This is a genomic window from Rhizobium sp. 01T417 (assembly GCF_056398905.1).
In genome coordinates this window covers 22,120-39,528 of the sequence record NZ_JBFTQH010000018.1, presented here as the reverse complement: position 1 = coordinate 39,528, position 17,409 = coordinate 22,120, and the positions used below count along the sequence as shown (strand labels likewise).

Annotated in this window: 21 protein-coding genes; 17 read left to right on the top strand and 4 right to left on the bottom strand. The window is 60.4% G+C overall.

The genetic code is table 11. The features are described from left to right. Window positions 1-82: 82 nt before the first annotated feature. On the bottom strand, window positions 83-2,797 hold the full coding sequence (secA, locus tag AC1DPR_RS18355) for a preprotein translocase subunit SecA (RefSeq protein ID WP_018857844.1): 2,715 nt from the start codon (window positions 2,795-2,797) through the stop codon (window positions 83-85). Window positions 2,798-3,043: 246 nt separating this feature from the next. Here secA and AC1DPR_RS18350 point away from each other — a divergent pair, with 246 nt between their 5' ends. The 6 genes from AC1DPR_RS18350 (at window position 3,044) to AC1DPR_RS18325 (ending at window position 7,166) form a co-directional block, all read left to right on the top strand. After that, window positions 3,044-3,931, top strand: coding sequence for a peptidylprolyl isomerase (locus tag AC1DPR_RS18350; RefSeq protein WP_018857845.1), 888 nt, complete (start codon window positions 3,044-3,046; stop codon window positions 3,929-3,931). Window positions 3,932-4,052: 121 nt separating this feature from the next. Then, window positions 4,053-5,294 carry a bifunctional glutamate N-acetyltransferase/amino-acid acetyltransferase ArgJ gene (gene argJ, locus AC1DPR_RS18345; RefSeq protein ID WP_169681332.1) on the top strand — a complete coding sequence of 414 codons (1,242 nt, stop codon included), beginning with the start codon at window positions 4,053-4,055 and terminating at the stop codon, window positions 5,292-5,294. Further along, window positions 5,263-6,084: a GNAT family N-acetyltransferase gene (locus tag AC1DPR_RS18340; protein ID WP_051085593.1), complete on the top strand. Its 822-nt coding sequence runs from the start codon at window positions 5,263-5,265 to the stop codon at window positions 6,082-6,084. The genes argJ and AC1DPR_RS18340 overlap by 32 nt, the downstream gene beginning before the upstream one ends. Then, window positions 6,081-6,494: an 8-oxo-dGTP diphosphatase MutT gene (gene mutT / locus AC1DPR_RS18335; RefSeq protein WP_018857848.1), complete on the top strand. Its 414-nt coding sequence runs from the start codon at window positions 6,081-6,083 to the stop codon at window positions 6,492-6,494. The genes AC1DPR_RS18340 and mutT overlap by 4 nt, the downstream gene beginning before the upstream one ends. 123 nt (window positions 6,495-6,617) lie before the next feature. Further along, complete coding sequence (locus AC1DPR_RS18330; RefSeq protein ID WP_018857849.1) at window positions 6,618-6,935, top strand: hypothetical protein; 318 nt, start codon at window positions 6,618-6,620, stop codon at window positions 6,933-6,935. Between the two features lie 66 nt (window positions 6,936-7,001). Then, a complete protein-coding gene (locus tag AC1DPR_RS18325; RefSeq protein ID WP_025661651.1) occupies window positions 7,002-7,166 on the top strand; it encodes a Flp family type IVb pilin in 165 nt (54 codons plus the stop codon). An 8-nt stretch (window positions 7,167-7,174) separates the two neighbouring features. Here AC1DPR_RS18325 and AC1DPR_RS18320 read toward each other — a convergent pair whose 3' ends face one another. Continuing rightward, complete coding sequence (locus AC1DPR_RS18320) at window positions 7,175-8,059, bottom strand: methyltransferase domain-containing protein (RefSeq protein ID WP_025661652.1); 885 nt, start codon at window positions 8,057-8,059, stop codon at window positions 7,175-7,177. Between the two features lie 117 nt (window positions 8,060-8,176). On the opposite strand from AC1DPR_RS18320, the gene AC1DPR_RS18315 reads away from it, so the two are divergent. From AC1DPR_RS18315 to AC1DPR_RS18300, 4 genes are read left to right on the top strand one after another with little or no spacing between them, the layout of a single operon-like run. Next, the gene (locus AC1DPR_RS18315; protein WP_018857852.1) at window positions 8,177-8,926 is read left to right on the top strand and encodes a ComF family protein; all 750 of its coding nucleotides are present in this window, start codon (window positions 8,177-8,179) and stop codon (window positions 8,924-8,926) included. A 31-nt stretch (window positions 8,927-8,957) separates the two neighbouring features. Beyond that, a complete protein-coding gene (gene grxC / locus AC1DPR_RS18310; RefSeq protein ID WP_018857853.1) occupies window positions 8,958-9,215 on the top strand; it encodes a glutaredoxin 3 in 258 nt (85 codons plus the stop codon). Between the two features lie 9 nt (window positions 9,216-9,224). After that, the gene (locus AC1DPR_RS18305; RefSeq protein WP_018857854.1) at window positions 9,225-10,082 is read left to right on the top strand and encodes a carbon-nitrogen hydrolase family protein; all 858 of its coding nucleotides are present in this window, start codon (window positions 9,225-9,227) and stop codon (window positions 10,080-10,082) included. Further along, window positions 10,079-10,507, top strand: coding sequence for a DUF1178 family protein (locus AC1DPR_RS18300; protein ID WP_018857855.1), 429 nt, complete (start codon window positions 10,079-10,081; stop codon window positions 10,505-10,507). Before AC1DPR_RS18305 ends, AC1DPR_RS18300 begins: the two co-directional genes overlap by 4 nt. 1 nt (window position 10,508) lies before the next feature. Here AC1DPR_RS18300 and AC1DPR_RS18295 read toward each other — a convergent pair whose 3' ends face one another. Continuing rightward, a complete protein-coding gene (locus AC1DPR_RS18295) occupies window positions 10,509-11,264 on the bottom strand; it encodes an SDR family NAD(P)-dependent oxidoreductase (RefSeq protein ID WP_018857856.1) in 756 nt (251 codons plus the stop codon). 294 nt (window positions 11,265-11,558) lie between these two features. Here AC1DPR_RS18295 and AC1DPR_RS18290 point away from each other — a divergent pair, with 294 nt between their 5' ends. The 6 genes from AC1DPR_RS18290 to AC1DPR_RS18265 all read left to right on the top strand — a co-directional run bounded on the left by AC1DPR_RS18290 (window position 11,559) and on the right by AC1DPR_RS18265 (window position 15,492). After that, window positions 11,559-12,140, top strand: a complete 582-nt coding sequence (locus tag AC1DPR_RS18290) for a L,D-transpeptidase (protein ID WP_018857857.1) — start codon at window positions 11,559-11,561, stop codon at window positions 12,138-12,140. Window positions 12,141-12,310: 170 nt separating this feature from the next. Further along, window positions 12,311-12,439: a hypothetical protein gene (locus tag AC1DPR_RS18285; protein ID WP_037075964.1), complete on the top strand. Its 129-nt coding sequence runs from the start codon at window positions 12,311-12,313 to the stop codon at window positions 12,437-12,439. 150 nt (window positions 12,440-12,589) lie between these two features. Further along, complete coding sequence (locus AC1DPR_RS18280; RefSeq protein WP_018857858.1) at window positions 12,590-13,168, top strand: hypothetical protein; 579 nt, start codon at window positions 12,590-12,592, stop codon at window positions 13,166-13,168. A 68-nt stretch (window positions 13,169-13,236) separates the two neighbouring features. Further along, entirely contained in the window at window positions 13,237-13,824 is a 588-nt protein-coding gene (locus AC1DPR_RS18275) for a protein-S-isoprenylcysteine O-methyltransferase (RefSeq protein ID WP_026371855.1), read from the top strand. A gap of 10 nt (window positions 13,825-13,834) precedes the next feature. Continuing rightward, window positions 13,835-14,620, top strand: coding sequence for a hypothetical protein (locus AC1DPR_RS18270; protein WP_026371856.1), 786 nt, complete (start codon window positions 13,835-13,837; stop codon window positions 14,618-14,620). After that, window positions 14,617-15,492 carry an SDR family NAD(P)-dependent oxidoreductase gene (locus tag AC1DPR_RS18265; protein ID WP_113471538.1) on the top strand — a complete coding sequence of 292 codons (876 nt, stop codon included), beginning with the start codon at window positions 14,617-14,619 and terminating at the stop codon, window positions 15,490-15,492. The genes AC1DPR_RS18270 and AC1DPR_RS18265 overlap by 4 nt, the downstream gene beginning before the upstream one ends. Before the next feature lie 15 nt (window positions 15,493-15,507). Here the strand turns inward: AC1DPR_RS18265 and ubiG are convergent, their stop codons facing one another. Beyond that, window positions 15,508-16,254, bottom strand: a complete 747-nt coding sequence (ubiG, locus tag AC1DPR_RS18260) for a bifunctional 2-polyprenyl-6-hydroxyphenol methylase/3-demethylubiquinol 3-O-methyltransferase UbiG (protein ID WP_018857862.1) — start codon at window positions 16,252-16,254, stop codon at window positions 15,508-15,510. Between the two features lie 187 nt (window positions 16,255-16,441). On the opposite strand from ubiG, the gene AC1DPR_RS18255 reads away from it, so the two are divergent. Continuing rightward, the gene (locus tag AC1DPR_RS18255) at window positions 16,442-17,401 is read left to right on the top strand and encodes a FecR family protein (RefSeq protein WP_192303287.1); all 960 of its coding nucleotides are present in this window, start codon (window positions 16,442-16,444) and stop codon (window positions 17,399-17,401) included. Window positions 17,402-17,409: the final 8 nt, after the last annotated feature.

Sequence of the window (17,409 nt, the reverse complement as noted above, 5' to 3'; positions counted from 1 at the left end):
GGCGCGAGCGACAACTGGGCGGACAAAAAAACCCTCGCGACGTTTCCGTCGCGAGGGCCTTGTTTCTAGCTTACCGGCCGGCTCAAGCCTGTGCGAAGGCGCCGTGGCAATGCTTGAACTTCTTGCCGGAGCCACAGGGGCAAGGCTCGTTGCGGCCGACATGACCCCAGGTCGACGGGTCGGTCGGATTGCGGTTTTCCGGGGCGACAACCACTTCCGAGGCCAGGAACGCGGGCGCGAAATCGTCTTCGCCCGTATTCGGATCGAGGTGGTGCGCCTGCATGAACGGAGGTTCCGGCTCCGCAGGTGCCTGCTGCACGAGTTCGACGCGCATCAGCTGTGCGGTGACGGCTTCACGCAGGTTGTTCAGGAGCGAGGTGAAGAGCTCGAACGCTTCCGACTTGTATTCCTGCAGCGGATCGCGCTGTGCGTAGCCACGGAAGCCGATGACGGAGCGCAGGTGGTCGAGGTTGACGATATGCTCGCGCCACAGGTGGTCGAGCGTCTGCATGACGATCGAGCGCTCGACATAGTGCATGATGTCGTCGCCAAAGCGTTCGGCCTTTTCCGTGAAGGCCGCATTGGATGCTTCCGTCAGGCGCTCGCGAATGCTGTCCTCGCCGATACCTTCCTCCTTAACCCAGTCCTCAACCGGCAGATCGAGGTTGAGCAAGGCTGCTGTCCGCTCCTTCAGGCCAACGGCATCCCACTTCTCGGCATAGGCGCGCTCGGGGATGTGCTTCTCGACGAGATCGTCGATGACCTCGCGGCGCATGTCGGAGACGGTCTCGGAAATATTGGCCGCTTCCATCAACTCGAGGCGCTGTTCGAAGATCACCTTGCGCTGATCGTTCAGAACGTCGTCGTATTTCAGGAGGTTTTTGCGGATGTCGAAGTTGCGGGCTTCGACCTTCTTCTGCGCGCGCTCCAGAGCCTTGTTGATCCAGGGATGAACGATGGCTTCGCCCTCCTTGAGACCGAGCTTCTGCAGCATGCTATCCATGCGGTCGGAACCGAAGATGCGCATCAGGTCGTCCTGAAGCGACAGGTAGAACTTGGAACGGCCAGGGTCGCCCTGACGGCCGGAACGGCCGCGCAGCTGGTTGTCGATGCGGCGGCTCTCGTGGCGCTCGGTTGCGATGACATAAAGGCCACCGGCGGCAAGTGCCTGCTCCTTGAGCTGCTTGATCTCTTCGCGGATCCCTTCGATCTTTGCGTCGCGCTCGGGGCCGGGCTCGATCTCGCCAAGATCGCGTTCGACACGCATTTCAAGGTTGCCGCCGAGCTGAATGTCCGTACCGCGGCCCGCCATGTTGGTGGCGATCGTTACCGCACCTGGCACGCCGGCCTGCGCGACAATATACGCTTCCTGCTCGTGGTAGCGGGCGTTCAGGACCTGGAAGTCCTTGAAGCCCTGCTTGCGCATCATCTCGGCGAGCAGTTCCGACTTTTCGATCGAGGTCGTGCCGACGAGAACCGGCTGGCCGCGCTTCTGAGCGTCCGCGATCTCGGCAATGATAGCCTTGTATTTCTCTTCAAAGGTCCGATAGACCTCGTCGTCTTCGTCGGTACGCTTGATCGGCAGGTTGGTCGGCACTTCGACAACCTCGAGGCCGTAGATGTTGCCGAATTCTTCCGCTTCCGTCTGCGCCGTACCGGTCATACCGGCGAGCTTGCCGTACATACGGAAGTAATTCTGGAAAGTGATCTGCGCCAGCGTCTGGTTTTCCGGCTGGATGGTCACCCTTTCCTTGGCTTCCAGAGCCTGGTGCTGGCCTTCCGAGTAGCGGCGGCCCGGCATCATGCGGCCGGTGAACTCGTCGATGATGACGATCTCGTCGTTGCGGACAATGTAGTCCTTGTCGCGCTGGAACAGCTTGTGGGCCTTGAGCGCGTTGTTGACGTGGTGGACGATCGCCACGTTCTCGATGTCGTAGAGCGACTGGCCCTTCAGCAGGCCAGCCTGGCGCAACAGGTTTTCCAGCTTCTCGGTGCCTTCTTCGGAGAAGTTGGCTGAGCGCTGCTTTTCGTCGATCTCGTAGTCGCCTTCGCTCAGTTGCGGAATGAAGGCGTCGATCGTGTTGTAGAGGTCGGAGCGGTCGTCCAGCGGACCGGAAATGATCAGCGGCGTTCGCGCTTCGTCGACGAGGATCGAGTCCACTTCGTCGACGATCGCGAAGTTGTGGCCGCGCTGGACCATCTGGTTCTTCTCGTACTTCATGTTATCGCGCAGATAGTCGAAGCCGAGTTCGTTGTTGGTCGCGTAAGTGATGTCGCAGTTATAGGCGGCAGCGCGCTCCTCGTCCGACAGGCCGTGGACGATGACGCCCGTGGTCAGGCCGAGGAAGCCATAGATCTTGCCCATGGTCGCGGCGTCGCGGCGGGCGAGGTAGTCGTTCACGGTGACAACGTGGACGCCCTTGCCGGCGAGTGCGTTCAAGTAGACCGGCAACGTGGCAACAAGCGTCTTGCCCTCACCGGTCTTCATTTCCGCGATGTCGCCGTCATGAAGGATCATGCCGCCGATCAGCTGTACGTCAAAAGGTCGCAGGCCGAGAACGCGGCGCGAAGCCTCGCGCACAACGGCGAACGCAGGCACAAGGATGTCGTCGAGCGTCTTGCCATCTGCCAGCATCTTGCGGAATTCGACGGTCTGGGCAGCCAGCTGCTCGTCGCTCAAAGCCTTCGTCTTTTCTTCGATGGCGTTGATGGCTGCGACTTTCGGCTGGAAGGACCGCACGCGGCGATCATTGGCAGAGCCAAATATTTTGCGGGCTATACCGCCAAAGCTGACCATATGACTGGTCCTTTCTCAATAATATTCCCCGGCTTTTCTTATCCGCTGCCCGGCCGAATTTCAGGCACACGTCTCGAAACGCCAGGAAACTGTTCTGGACGCGAGGTTGCGTGACAGATAAGAGGGGGGTCGAATGATGTCAACGGATTTGGCTGATATACAAAGGCCACATTCCAGTGTTGATGGCTGTTTCAGGCTGAATTCACGAAGCTGAAGCCGGTGGGTGTAACTGTGAAGGGTTATTTGATGTTGAACTACAACAAAATCGCTGTGATGGCGTTCGCAACCTTCGTTGCGTTCCAGGCGCCGGTCCGTGCGGAAGACAAGCCGGATGCCGTCGTCGCCAAGGTCGGCGATGTCGAGATTCATCAGTCCGATCTCGATCTGGCCGTTGCCAATCTCGACCCGCAGCTCGCCCAGCTGCCGGACGACCAGAAGAAGATCGCCGCCCTGTCCGCCGCCATCGACGTCAAGCTGCTGGCGCTGGACGCAACGGCCGAAAAGCTCGACCAGAACGCCGAATTCAAGAAGCGCATGCAGTATCTCGCTGATCGCGAACTGCACAACGCCTACTTCAAGAAGCACGTCGTCGACACGGTGACCGACGCGGACGTCAAGGCGCGCTACGACAAGGAAGTCGCAGCACTTCCGAAGCAGGAAGAAGTTCACGCCCGCCACATTCTCGTGAAGACCGAGGACGAGGCCAAGGACGTCATCAAGCAGCTGGACGCCGGCAAGAGCTTCGCGGATCTGGCGAAGGAAAAGTCCACCGATCCGAACAAGGCTGACGGTGGCGATCTCGGCTATTTCACCAAGGGCCGCATGGTCAAGGAATTCGAAGAGGCCGCCTTCGCCCTTGACAAGGGCACCTACACCAAGACCCCCGTGAAGACCGATTTCGGCTATCACGTTATCCTGGTCGAAGATAAGCGCGACGCCGCTCCACCAGCCTTCGATCAGGTCAAGGACCAGGTTCGCCAGCTCGTCATGCGCGACAAGTACCTTGCGCTTCTCGCCTCTGCCAAGGAAAAGTCCAAGGTCGAGATCACCGACGAAGCGCTGCGCAAGGGCTATGACGACGCCAACAAGCAGCCGCAGCCGGGTGATGAACCCGCCGCGCAGCCGCAGCAGTAAAATCCAAAGTTTAGGGCCCGGTTCTTCCGGGCCCTTCACTATAGCAGTTGTCGTATTTCCGCAGGGCGAGCCGGCTTATACTTCGCCCTGAAAATCCTTCCAGCCACCAGGTCGAATTGCCATGTCCGGTTCCGTTTCTCCGCTCGCTCCGAAATCATATGCCAATGTGCCCGCCCTGAGCGGCGTGCGCATGGCCACTGCCTCAGCCGGCATCAAGTACAAGAACCGCACCGACGTACTGATGATGGTGTTCGACAAGCCGGCCGCAGTCGCGGGCGTTTTTACGCGCTCGAAGTGCCCTTCGGCGCCGGTCGATTTCTGCCGCGCAAACCTGCCGCATGGCACAGCACGCGCTGTCGTCGTCAATTCCGGCAATGCGAATGCTTTCACTGGTTTGAAGGGGCGCGACGCGACTGCCCTGACGGCAAAGTCGGCAGCGGCTGCCGTCGGTTGCGGCGAGAACGAGGTCTACCTCGCGTCGACCGGTGTCATCGGGGAACCGCTGGACGCGACGAAGTTCTCTGGCGTTCTCGACCAGATGCACAAGGATGCGACCGGTGACTTCTGGTTCGAGGCCGCCAAGGCGATCATGACCACAGACACCTATCCGAAGGTCGCCACCCGCAGTGCCGAGATCGGCGGCGTGAAGGTGACGATCAATGGCATTGCCAAGGGCGCCGGCATGATTGCGCCTGATATGGCGACCATGCTTTCCTTCGTGGTCACCGATGCCGATATTGCTCCCGCCGCCCTGCAATCGCTCCTATCCGCGGGCGTTGATCCGACGTTCAATTCGATGACGGTCGACAGCGATACCTCGACCTCTGATACGTTGATGCTGTTTGCCACCGGCGCGGCTGCCGAGGACGGTCAGGCTCGGGTCGAGAGCGCCGATGACGCCCGCCTTGCCTCGTTCCGCGCTGCGCTCAATGATCTTCTGAAGGATCTTGCCCTGCAGGTCGTGCGCGACGGCGAAGGTGCGACGAAGATGCTGGAGATCACGGTGACTGGGGCCGAAAGCGATGCCGCGGCCAAGAAGATCGCGCTGTCGATCGCCAATTCGCCGCTGGTCAAGACCGCGGCCGCCGGCGAGGACGCCAACTGGGGCCGTATTGTCATGGCCGTCGGCAAGTCCGGTGAAATGGCCGACCGCGATCGGCTGGCTATCTGGTTCGGCGATGTGCGTGTTGCCGTCAACGGCGAGCGCGACGCCGTCTATTCCGAGCAAGCTGCAACCAACGTCATGAAAAAGCAGGATATTCCTGTGAAGGTCGACATCGGTCTTGGAAACGGCACCGCCACGGTCTGGACGTGCGACCTTACAAAGGAGTATGTCGCCATCAACGGTGACTACCGGAGCTGATTTTTCATTGACTGAAGCATTATCCAAGAAGGCAAATCTGCCACTCGTGCGCAGGCTGGAGGCTGTCGGCTTCCGGGCTTGGCCAGCCTCATCCGTGCAGTACGACGGCAGTTGGCAGATACGGCTGACGGCGGGGCATCCGTCCAATCGGCTGAATTCGATCGTGCCGCTCGATCCTTCAGATCACCGCGATGTCGAAATCCGTCTTGCCAAGGCAGGCCGCAAGTTCGAAGCCTATGGCCGCCCGGCAGTTCTGCGTCAGACGCCGCTCGCCTCGCCGGTATTGATCGACCTCGTGCGGGAACAGCAGTGGTCATCCTTCGACGAGACGATCGTCATGACCTGCGATCTTGCGCATGCGGAACTGCCGGATACGCTCGATCATCTGCCGACTCACGATATTGGCCGCTTCGTGGATGCCAATCTGGCAACCGACGGCGTCTCGTCCAAGCTCAAGCCGGCGCTCGCCGAAATCATCAATGCGATCAAGCCGCCGTCGGGCCTGTTCATGATCGAAGATGCGGAAACGGGGCCGCTTGCGACCGTTCTCTGCGTTCAGGACAACGACCTCGCCGGCATCATGTCGCTCTCCGTCGCCAAGGAGCGCCGCCGCGAAGGCCTTGGCATGGAAATCCTGACATCGGCCCTGCGCTGGGCCAGGATGCGCACCGCCCGTTCCGCCTGGTTGCAGGTGAAGGCGACGAACGCTCCGGCCCTGGCACTCTACGAACGGCTCGGCTTCCGTGAAGCCTACCGCTATTCCTACTGGCGGCAGGAGCCGTCACGATGAGCGAGGCAGCCCGAAACATCCTTCTCGTTGCCGCTTGTGCCCTGATCGATGCCGACGGGCGAATTCTGTTGGCGCAACGCCCCGAGGGAAAATCGCTTGCGGGGCTTTGGGAGTTTCCCGGTGGCAAAGTGGAGCCGGGCGAGACGCCGGAGGAATCATTGGTGCGCGAGCTTCACGAGGAGCTCGGGATCACGACCAAGGTCGCCTGCCTGGCGCCCCTGACTTTCGCGAGCCATACCTATGAGAAATTCCATCTGCTGATGCCGCTCTATGTCTGCCGGCGCTATGAAGGAATTCCGCACGGGAAAGAGGGGCAGGCGTTGAAATGGGTGAAGCCGCAAGCTCTGCGCGACTACCCGATGCCGCCCGCTGACGAGCCCCTGATCCCGATGTTGCAGGATTTACTTTAGGAACTTCTGATTATTATCCAGTAAGCGTCGAATTTGGGTGTGGATATTAATCGATCGTTTAACACCTTCTGCCAAATATCGGCCTCAATCAAGCAACTGGCGTGTGTGTAGAAGGCTTGACGCATGGACGACGATTTCTGGAAAGCTGTTAGAGAGAAAGAACAGGCCTCGACTGGCTCGAGCAGAACGGGAGTGCTGAATATTGCGCTGCTGTTTGGCACGGCCGTTGTTGCCCTGACTTTGATCTTGACGCCGATGCTTGCTGACAAGTCCAGGTCGAGCGTCTTTGCCAGCGCGCCGTCGGAATTCGATACGATGACAACGGGCTCGATACCGAAGACCGAGAACGGCAAACGCTACACGATCCGCCGCAGCGTGCTTCAGGAAACGCCGGGTTCTGTTTGCGTGGTTCAGGGTTACGGAAGCGGAGCTGGTTGCTGATACTGGCGTTGCTGCCGCGGCAGACGCAACGTGATGAAGGACTGCCGCTTTAGCGCCGAGGTTGGCATGCGACTAATAAGGGCATTTCTGGCAGACGTCCGTGGCGCGGCCGCGATCGAATACGGCCTGATTGCGGCCCTCATATCCGTGGCTCTCATCGGTGGAGCGCGGGCGCTTGGTGGCGATATCAACGGCCTTTTGAGCAATATCGCCAACCAGTTCCCGAACTGAGCCGATTTCTACTGCTTCAGCTTATGCTCCTCGACCTTCAACGCATCGGCGAGCCTCACCTTCGCCGATCCTGGGCGAAGCGGCTTCTGCTGGCTTTCGTGCGGTGCCCATCCCGAGACATAGATGATCGAGAAGGTTGCCCTGATCCGGCCGTCCGGATCGGCGTATCGCTCGGCATAGATTTCAGCCGCCCGTAGGAAGAAGGCGCGCGTCAGAGGTTTGCGGCTGCGCGCAAGAAGCGGATTGGTCATTCCCATCGCCCGCAGGTCTTTCATCAGCGGAAAGATCGAGTCGTAGCGGACCGTATAGGTCTCTGCATCGATCACGGGCAGGGCGAAACCGGCGCGCTGCATGAGACCGCCGACGTCGCGCACGTCGGCGAAAGGGATGACCCGTGGGCTCGCACCTCCGGTCATTTCGATTTCTGTCGCCAGCAGGATCTCGCGCAGCTCCTGCAATGTGCCCGATCCAGGGATCGCGGCAAGAAAGAGCCCATCGGGTTTCAAGGCGCGACGGATCTGGATGAAGACGCCCGGCGTGTCGTTGGTCAAGTGAAGGCTGAGCGGGGCCAGCACGAGGTTTGCCGACTGTGGCTCCAGGGGAACCTCTTCCAGAGCAGCCTCGATGATAGCCTCGCCCGCTTCCGCATAGGCGTGCTCGCTTTCGACCCGTGTCAGTTGCCTGACCTTGCCGGTTGCGATCGCAGCGCGGGCCGCAGCCCCGGTGGCGCCATGCAGCTCGACCGCATGTTCGAAGGTCCGTTCGACCACGGCAAGACGCTCGCCGAGTTCTTCCGCGGCGATATCGAGAAGGAAGGTCGCCTTAGGGTCATGGTGGAGACGGGCGCGATGCCGGTTTACTGCGATCCGGGCCTGGTCGAAGATCATATCCATGGCGCAGTGCATAGTCCCGCAGAACCGGTGCTGCAAGGCGATTTTCCTCGAAGGCGAAACGCGCTAAGCTTTCGCGAGAGGGTTGGGGCAGTGGGGCTTGGGAGACGACGATCGCCTATGAAGTTGGATGGGACGCTTCTAATGCGTCCCTTCGGGCGCTTGGTCGACTTTGTCTATCCGCCGGGATGCGTGGTTTGCGGCATCGCCACCGGTCGCCACAACGGCCTTTGTCCGACGTGCTGGTCCGGACTGCGCTTTATCGAACGGCCGTATTGCGAAATCCTCGGGATACCGTTCTCGCATGATCTCGGTTCCGGCATACTCAGCGCCGAGGCGATTGCCAATCCGCCGCCGTTCGACCGGCTGCGGTCAGCCGCATTTCATGACGAGCCGGTGCGCCAGTTGGTGCATGGCCGGAAATACCGCGACAGAACGGATCTCGCGCCAATGATGGCCGAATGGATGCTACGCGCGAGTGACGGGATGGTGGAGCGGTGTGACGCCATCCTGCCGGTACCGCTGCATCGAAGCCGCATGTTCTCGCGCAAATTCAACCAGGCTGCAGAGCTGGCGCGTCATCTGGCGCAGCGATCCGGAAGGGCGCTTCTGCCGGCAACGCTGATGCGCGTCAAGCGCACCCGCCCTCAGGTGGGTCTCGGCGCAGATGCGCGCGAGGAAAATGTTCGCGGTGTCTTTGCCATTGCCAAGGCGCGGGACAACGACGTCTTCGGCAAGCGGCTTGTCTTTGTCGATGATGTCTACACGACCGGTGCCACGGTTGCCGCGGCGGCAAAAGTACTGCGCAAGGCCGGAGCGGCGGACATCACGGTTTTGACCTTTGCAAGGGCTCTTTCAGAAACTATATGACGAAAAGATAACCGTATTGTCTGGAGACCCCATGGCACCCGTGACCATTTATACGCGCCAAGCCTGCGGCTACTGCGCGCGTGCCAAATCGCTGCTGTCCGAAAAGGGCGTGGATTTCGTCGAGCACGATGCGACCTTTGCGCCGGAACTTCGCCAGGAAATGATCGGCAAGGCCAACGGCCGCACGACGTTCCCGCAGATTTTCATTGGCGAGCAGCACGTCGGCGGATGCGATGATCTCTATGCGCTGGATCGGGCCGGCGGGCTTGATCCTCTGCTTGCCGCGTAAGGAAGTGCGATGACGTTTACGGCTGCCGCCATCCAGATGTGCTCCGGCGTCGATCCCGAGAGGAACGCTGCCGCGATGGCGCGCCTCGTCCGCGACGCTGCGGGCCAGGGCGCGATCTATGTGCAGACACCTGAGATGACAGGCATGCTGCAGCGCGATCGTGCCGCTGCCAAGGCACTGCTTCGCGACGAAACCAATGACGTCATCGTGCGGACAGGTTCGGAATTGGCCCGGGAGCTCGGCATCTTCATGCATGTGGGCTCGACCGCTATTGCGCTCGATGACGGCAAGCTTGCCAACCGCGGCTACCTCTTCGGGCCTGATGGCAAGATCCTTAATCGTTACGACAAGATCCATATGTTCGATGTCGATCTCGACAACGGCGAAAGCTGGCGCGAGAGCGCTGCCTACCGGCCGGGGTCCGAGGCGCGCGTGTTGTCGCTTCCCTTTGCTGAAATGGGCTTTGCGATCTGTTATGACGTTCGCTTCCCCACCCTTTTCCGCGCCCAGGCTGTTGCCGGCGCCGAAGTGATGACGGTGCCTGCTGCCTTCACGAAGCAGACCGGCGAAGCACATTGGGAAATCCTGCTTCGGGCACGCGCGATCGAGAATGGCGTTTTTGTGATTGCCGCTGCTCAGGCCGGGCACCACGAGGACGGGCGTGAGACCTTTGGTCATTCGATGATCGTCGATCCCTGGGGCCGCGTTCTGGCTTCGGCCGGGCCGGAGGGCGAAGCCGTCATCCTTGCCGACATTGATACGGCGGCCGTCAAGTCAGCTCATGACAAGATTCCCAATCTGAAAAACGGCCGTGATTTCTCAATCGAGAGGGTTCCAGGGGCAGTCGCAGGAGGCGTGGCCGCTTGATCCGTTATTCGCTGCGTTGTGAAAATGCCCACGAATTCGAAGGCTGGTTTTCCGAAAGTGCCGATTTCGATCGCCAGATCGCATCAGGATTCCTGACCTGTCCCGCCTGCAACTCCGCATCCATCTCCAAGCTCCTGATGGCGCCTTCGGTTTCGACGGCGCGCAAGAAGGATGAAATGCAGACGCTGGCGATGGATACGATGCGGCGCGACGCGTTCCAGAAGCTGAAAGAGGCTGTTGCGACGATCAGGGCCAATTCCGAGGATGTCGGAACGCGGTTTCCCGAGGAGGCCCGCAAGATCCATTACGGGGAAAGCGACGCCCGCGGCATCATCGGGCAGACCACGATGGATGAGGCCCAAGCGCTTTTGGACGAAGGCATCGAAATCGCGGCCCTGCCTGTTTTGCCCGACGATGTGAATTGAGCTAGTGCGCGCTGTAGGCGCCATCCACGAGATGGTAGCTGCCGGTGATGAAGCTTGCCTGCTCCGACAATAAGAAACAGACGAGAGCTGCCACTTCTTCGGGCGTGCCGCGCCGGCCCATCGGCTGCAGTGCTTCCATGCGACGGCTGCTCGCAATATCACGATGTTCCGATGAGAGTGGTGTCTCAATCCAGCCGGGACCGACCGCATTGATGCGGATTCCCAGGCGGGCATATTCTATCGCCGCCGCCTTTGTCAGTCCAACGACGCCGTGTTTAGCCGCCGTATAGGCGCATGCGATCGGCAGTGCGACGGCACCGAGCACGGAGGATACATTGACGATCGCACCGCCGCCGCGGGCCAGCATCGCTCCGATCTCGTATTTCATGCAGTAGAAAACGCTGTTGAGGTTGACGTCCATCAGCTTGTGCCAGTTGTCGAGCGGATAATCTCCCGTCGCCCTGCGCACGCCGTCGACGCCGGCATTGTTGACCGCCAGATGGAGGCCGCCGCAGGTTTCGGCGACCGTTTTGACCAGCTTTTCAACAGCTGCAGCATCGGTCACGTCGACCGCAAAATGGCGAGATTTGCCTCCTTTTTCGCGAATCTCCGTTGCAACCCGCTCCGCTGCTTCGACATTGATATCGGCGACGACAACTTCCGCGCCCTCCTCGGCCAACTGACGGGAGATGGCCGCGCCAATGCCTGAGCCGGCGCCGGTGACGATCGCTACTTTTCCTTCGAAACCAAGATTCATCGTTATTTGCTATCGCTCCCCTGCGACAAGGTCAATTCAAACGCGAACAGCTGCCAACCTCCCGGAAGCCCCGCGATACGCGCCGGCGCCGCGGCGCGAAGCGTCTCAACCTAGCTTCGCGGCGCCCATTGCCGCAAGAGGCGCCCTCCGACACGGCGACATTATGAAGAACTTATACAACGATAGGGAGGTTTCTGCACAGAAGAGCGCTTGAGCGGTCCACCGATGACTTGGCCTGAATACAACAGGATGCTAAAGGAAAGCGATAGGGCTCACCATAATCAGCAGGTAACGATGGATAACGACCATATTACGCGCCGTGGCCTAGTCTTGGGCTGTGTGGCATTGATGACCTCTGGATGCACCACGGCGAGTTGGCCGATAGGGTCTCCCTTTTCTTCGAATGGCGTCAGCTACCGCAACCGGCGGCGTGAGGTTGCATATTCGGGCGGCGAGGCGCCGGGCAGTATCGTCGTCAACACCTACGAACGTTACCTCTACTACGTTGAGGACGAAGGCCGCGCGACACGCTATGGCGTGGCAGTCGGCGAGGAAGGTCTTACTCTGAAGGGCAATGCCGTTGTCGGGCGGAAGGCCGAGTGGCCATCGTGGACGCCGACCGCGAGCATGATCGAACGCAAGCCGCGTTTGGCGCAGTATGCTGGGGGCGTTCCCGGAGGGGAAAACAACCCTCTGGGCGCCGCGGCGCTTTATCTTTACCAAGGCGGGCGGGATACCTATTTCCGGATCCACGGAACGAACGAGCCCTGGCTGATCGGACAGGCCGTGTCGAATGGTTGCATCCGCATGACCAATGAAGACATCGTTCACCTCTACAGCCGGGCGCCCATTGGGACCGGCGTTTTGGTCGTATGATACTTACATTTTGTATCGATATTGCCACCCTCTGTTAGCTTTGCGCGTCGCCTGTGCGACGCGACGGCTAGGTGTGCCCTTTCTGCACTTGGCTTGTCGCTAATTTACCGCTATTAGTAGAATCGTTGCCTTCGATAACCTATTCCATGCTAACGGAGAGGAACTACTTGATGAGCAGAATCCTAATCATGTGCCTTGTTGCTTTGTTTTCCGTTTCGAGCCTGACGGCTTGCGGAGCAGTTGGTAAGGGCAAGGGCAAAGCCCCGCCACCGGTGGCAGAAGCCCCGATCACCAAGTAACATCTGACTTTTGAGTAAGGGGGAGGGACTTTGTGGCCCCTCCCCCAAATCGTTGTCGGAGCCAGGCTGCCTAATGCGCAAATGCGCAACCCTAGGCTGGCATTTCTGTTTGGGTGTCTGTGCTCTTCGATCTCGGAGATGAAGCGTAGCATGACGCTTGCTAAAGGCCACCTATCCCTCCTGATTCTCACCGCGCTCGCGCTCACATCCTGCCAATCTGACGACAAGCCACCGCAACCGAGGTACACCTCGAACGCCAGCGGTGCACAAGTCGCTAAAGCCTCCCAGCGCGAGGGGCAGTATTTCATCGAATTCCGTTCACGCTATGCGCTGACCTATGGCCATACCTATGCGGTGTTCGGACGCCTGAACAAGGCTGGCGGAATGATCAATCCGCAGGTCGCCGGGCTTGCGCCGGCTTCTCCCGACGCCGCGCCTTACGTACTCGGGCATTTCATCCCCGTTCCGGCGTCGACCGGGGCCACGGATGGCGATCTTGAAGAAGCCTATCGTTCGGCAAGCTGGCGCATCCTGCTCACCGAAGCGGAGTACAACAAGACCGTCGCTTACATTCGTGACCTGCAGGCCAAATCGAAGATGTGGCAGGCCACCGTCGACAATTGCAACAATTTCGTCGGCGAGATCGCAAGTTCCATGGGATACAAGACGCCTAGCATCTGGCTTCGTCCGCAAGAGTTCATTACAAAGCTGCGAGAGATGAATACGTGATGCGGAGCGAGCCGTCGGGTCGTTCGGCACCATAGATGGCAGGCGTAGAAGGGCTCCGGTGATCTGAATTGAGCGTCACTCTCATTGGCAAAATCGTGTGGGTGCTTGGCATCATCGCCTGGTATGCCATTCGCTATCCTTCGGAACGCCGCGCGAGGCGCACGAGGGTCGTCAGCGACCGGCGCTCCGGTGTGGAGGCGGCGGGTCTTACGGCTGCGTTGATAGGGCTTGCCTTTATTCCAGGCTTCTACGTCGCAACCGGAAAGCCAGCAGCCGCCGACTACCCTGCTCATCTGTGGGCAGTGATTCTCGGTGCTCTATTGTTTTTCACGGCCATGTGGGTCTTCCGCAGGACGCACAAGGCGCTTGGCCGCAACTGGTCGATCACGCTGCAGATCCGCGAGAAACACGAGCTGATTTCCCACGGCCCCTACGCGCTCGTCCGCCATCCGATGTACACCTCCTTTCTGCTGATGGCGCTTGGCCAGGCCTTTCTGCTCGCGAATTGGGTCGTTGGGCTGGCGGGCCTGATCGGCTTCGCAGTCCTGTTCTTTTTGCGGGTAGACAAGGAGGAGCGGATGATGCTGGAGATTTTCGGTCCCGAGTACCGCGCCTACATGGACCGGACGAAGCGAATTATCCCCTACATCTACTAGAGGACGCAGGATGCGGGGACGCGCCGTCAAGCTTTCGCCATCACGACGTCTGGTCGGAGACCTGATGCGGTTCTCGATCGGCGTGCCGCGCGTCACGGTGCAGCGGCAGATGAATCTCGCGCCGCTACAGCAAGCGAGGATGGCGCAGCAGAGCAAGACGTCCTGGACGGTGTTGTTCCTGAAGGGCTATGCCCTTCTCAGCCAGGACGTGGCGGAGTTGCGGCGTGCCTATGTCAAGCTGCCCCGGCCGCAACTCTACGAATATCCGGTCAGTGTCGCCTCCGTTGCGCATGAGCGCGAGCATGAGGGCGAGCGAATCGTTCTGCTGAGCACGATCAAGGATCCGGAGCATCGGTCCATTGCCGAGATCGAGGGACATTTTCTTGCAGCCAGATCAAAGCCGATCCATGAGATCAAGGAATTCCGCAGGGCGCTGAAATTTGCGCGCGCACCCGGCCCGATCCGATGGCTCCTGATGTGGCTTGGGCTGAACCTTGGCCGTCAACGCGGACGGCGCTTCGGCACATTCCAGCTGTCGGTCTATTCGGGCCTGGGGGCGGAGTCGTTGAACCCTCTAACGCCGCTGACCACCATTTTCAATTATGGCCCGATCTCCGAAGACGGAACGGTCACCGTGCGCATCCACTATGATCACCGGGTCATGGATGGCGCGAACGTTGCCCGTGCGCTCGTTCGCTTCGAAAGTATCCTGAATGGGGCGATTGCCGACGAAGTCCGCGGGATGGCTTCAGGCGAAGCGATCCCCGATGGGGCGGTGTCGGGGATGGCACCATGACAGACGAACAGCGTGAAGCATTGCGCCCCGCCGTCGTCGTGGTCGGTGGGTCCCGTGGCATCGGCCGGGCGATTGCCAAGGTGGCGGCCCGAGAAGGTGCGACGGTCGTCCTCGTTGCGCGGTCGCTGGATGGACTGGAGGCGGCTGCGGATGATGTGAAAACGGCAGGCGGCCCAGCATTCACCCTCTCGCTCGACCTGCTTGCGGCCGACGCATCGGCGCGGCTGAAGGACTTCCTTACGGCCAACGGCCTTGTTTGCGAGGTGCTGGTCAACAGCGCCGGCTATGGTTTGCGCGGTGCGGCAACGACACTGCCGATTGCCGACCAGCTTGGCATGGTCGACCTTAACATCCGGGCACTCACTGACCTGACCCTGCACTTCCTGCCGGGTATGGTGGCGCGTGGCCGCGGCGGCGTGCTCAATCTCGGCTCCATTGCGGGTTTCACCCCGGGTCCGAACATGGCGCTGTACTACGCCAGCAAGGCCTTCGTCCGCTCCTTCTCGGAGGCGCTGCATCAAGAGGTCAGATCAACCGGCGTGACGGTTACCTGCGTTGCGCCTGGGCCCGTTGCGACGGAGTTTCTGGAGCGGTCTGGTGCTGGTCGGGCGGCTCTGTTCAAGATCCTGCCCAAGCTCAGCTCGGACTATGTGGCCGAGCGCGCCTGGCGCGGGTTCAAAGCCGGACGCCGTCTGGTGATTCCAAGCCTTTCGGCGAAGCTGGTCGCCTTCGTGGCATCGTCGCTGCCATCGGCCGTGAAGGTGCCCTTGATCGGTCGCCTGCAACGGCGCAGTCGCGACCTGTGTCCATGCGGCTCGGGCAAGCCTTTCAAGGAGTGCTGTGGCTCGAGACAGGCGCGTCGAGGGGTCTGACCCTCGCGACCTCTATTAGCCAGGGCGTTTCGCCAGCATCATGTAGTTCACATCCATGTCCTTCGACAGATTCCACTGGTTTGACAGCGGATTGAAGAAGACGCCCGTGCGATCGATGATCGAAAGGCCATTGTCCGCAACCGGCTTTTCGATCTCTTCGGGACGGACCAGCTTCTCATATTGATGAGTGCCGCGCGGCAGCCACCGCAGGATATTTTCTGCCGCAAAGATGGCGAGCGCGGCGGCCTTCATCGTCCGGTTGATCGTTGCGACGAACATCAAGCCACCCGGGCGAACCATCTTTGCGCAGGTGCCCAGGAAGAAATCGACGTCGGCGACGTGTTCCACGACCTCCATGTTGAGAACGATGTCGAAGGTTTCGCCGGCCTCTGCAAGCTGTTCGGCCGTGACGGCACGGTAATCGACGGATACGCCTGAGGCTTTCGCATGGGTCGAAGCGATGCCGATGTTCTTTTCCGATGGATCTGCACCGACGACGCTGGCACCCATGCGGGCCACCGGCTCCGAGAGCAAACCGCCACCGCAGCCAATGTCGAGGACGCGAAGACCCTCTAGCGGCCTTGGGGAACGAACGTCGCGGCCGAAGTTTTCCGCTGCCTTATCGCGAATATAGGCGAGCCGCACGGGGTTGAATTTGTGCAGTGGCTTGAATTTACCGGTGGGGCTCCACCATTCGGCCGCCATCGCCGAAAAGCGGTCCACCTCTTCCTGGTCGATCGTGCTTTTTGCCGCTTCGCTCATGCTTTTGTCCTCGCATTCGTTCTGAGTGAAGTCGGACGAAGCTGTGAGGAAGTCAAGAGCTGACCGCGGGCGTGGTGCGCAAGCAACTCCCGGTGAAGGCGAAAGCCGTACTCCCTACACCAAGAAGATGAGAAGACGTTAAAGTTAACAATATGCTAATATACTGACAGTTTATCGGGGGTCGACCATGTCTCGCTTCTGTGGTGCTGTCGCTGCAGGTGTCTTCTTTGCTTTATTCGGTCCGCTGCAGGCTTTCTCCGCCGAGCCGGTTGGGCAGGCAACACTGATTCGAACCGAGGTTTCAGGCGAGACCGGCCCGCTGGTTGTGCGATCCCCCGTCCATAAGGACGAGCGCATCCGCACATCGCAGTCCGGCCTTGGACAATTCATCTTCAAGGATGGCACCAAACTGGCTGTCGGTGCGGGGTCGACGGTCGTGATCGACAAGTTCGTTTATGACGATTCGGCCTCCGTGAAGAGGCTTTCGATCAAGGCGGCGAAAGGCACGTTCCGCTGGATCAGCGGCAATTCAGCCTCGTCGGCCTACTCGATTGTAACTCCGGCCGGCACGATCGGGGTGCGCGGAACGGCGTTCGATTTCTACGTCGGCCCGAACGGTACGACGGCGATCGTGTTGTTGAACGGTGCCGCAAGTTTCTGCGGCCCAGGGGGCTGCAAGCAGTTGCGTCAGCAATGCGACTGCGTGGTCGCAACCCGCGGCGGCCGAATGACGGATCCGAGCAAGGTCGATCGCAGCACGCTGCAGACACTGAGTAATCCGCGAGCGTTGCCCTTCCTGTCCGGCGATCAGCAGCTTTCGGGCGCGCTCGGCGGCATTCGCACCAGTTGCGGGCTGGCGTCCCTGCGCCAGGACCGTCAGGACCGGCCCCGGCCGCAGCGGCAGGAGCGGCCGGCGCCGCAGGCACCCCAGGCGCCGCAGCAGGCGCCACAGGCACCTCAACCGTCCCAATTGCCGCAGACACCGCAACAGCCCCCGGACACGCCGGATCCACCCGACAAGCCGGACAAGCCTGATCACCATCACCACCACGACCGTGACCACCATCACGACTGGGATCACCATCGCGGTTGGGATCACTTCGGTCGAGGCCCTTTTGACCGCGACCGTGGGCGCAATTGGCGATGATGAGACCA

Bases quoted from the DNA above. Each gene is read 5' to 3' on its own strand.
- secA (WP_018857844.1), bottom strand. From the start codon at position 2,797: ATGGTCAGCTTTGGCGGTATAGCCCGCAAAATATTTGGCTCTGCCAAT.
- AC1DPR_RS18350 (WP_018857845.1), top strand. From the start codon at position 3,044: ATGTTGAACTACAACAAAATCGCTGTGATGGCGTTCGCAACCTTCGTT.
- argJ (WP_169681332.1), top strand. From the start codon at position 4,053: ATGTCCGGTTCCGTTTCTCCGCTCGCTCCGAAATCATATGCCAATGTG.
- AC1DPR_RS18340 (WP_051085593.1), top strand. From the start codon at position 5,263: ATGTCGCCATCAACGGTGACTACCGGAGCTGATTTTTCATTGACTGAA.
- mutT (WP_018857848.1), top strand. From the start codon at position 6,081: ATGAGCGAGGCAGCCCGAAACATCCTTCTCGTTGCCGCTTGTGCCCTG.
- AC1DPR_RS18330 (WP_018857849.1), top strand. From the start codon at position 6,618: ATGGACGACGATTTCTGGAAAGCTGTTAGAGAGAAAGAACAGGCCTCG.
- AC1DPR_RS18325 (WP_025661651.1), top strand. From the start codon at position 7,002: ATGCGACTAATAAGGGCATTTCTGGCAGACGTCCGTGGCGCGGCCGCG.
- AC1DPR_RS18320 (WP_025661652.1), bottom strand. From the start codon at position 8,059: ATGGATATGATCTTCGACCAGGCCCGGATCGCAGTAAACCGGCATCGC.
- AC1DPR_RS18315 (WP_018857852.1), top strand. From the start codon at position 8,177: ATGAAGTTGGATGGGACGCTTCTAATGCGTCCCTTCGGGCGCTTGGTC.
- grxC (WP_018857853.1), top strand. From the start codon at position 8,958: ATGGCACCCGTGACCATTTATACGCGCCAAGCCTGCGGCTACTGCGCG.
- AC1DPR_RS18305 (WP_018857854.1), top strand. From the start codon at position 9,225: ATGACGTTTACGGCTGCCGCCATCCAGATGTGCTCCGGCGTCGATCCC.
- AC1DPR_RS18295 (WP_018857856.1), bottom strand. From the start codon at position 11,264: ATGAATCTTGGTTTCGAAGGAAAAGTAGCGATCGTCACCGGCGCCGGC.
- AC1DPR_RS18290 (WP_018857857.1), top strand. From the start codon at position 11,559: ATGGATAACGACCATATTACGCGCCGTGGCCTAGTCTTGGGCTGTGTG.
- AC1DPR_RS18285 (WP_037075964.1), top strand. From the start codon at position 12,311: ATGAGCAGAATCCTAATCATGTGCCTTGTTGCTTTGTTTTCCGTTTCG.
- AC1DPR_RS18280 (WP_018857858.1), top strand. From the start codon at position 12,590: ATGACGCTTGCTAAAGGCCACCTATCCCTCCTGATTCTCACCGCGCTC.
- AC1DPR_RS18270 (WP_026371856.1), top strand. From the start codon at position 13,835: ATGCGGGGACGCGCCGTCAAGCTTTCGCCATCACGACGTCTGGTCGGA.
- AC1DPR_RS18265 (WP_113471538.1), top strand. From the start codon at position 14,617: ATGACAGACGAACAGCGTGAAGCATTGCGCCCCGCCGTCGTCGTGGTC.
- ubiG (WP_018857862.1), bottom strand. From the start codon at position 16,254: ATGAGCGAAGCGGCAAAAAGCACGATCGACCAGGAAGAGGTGGACCGC.
- AC1DPR_RS18255 (WP_192303287.1), top strand. From the start codon at position 16,442: ATGTCTCGCTTCTGTGGTGCTGTCGCTGCAGGTGTCTTCTTTGCTTTA.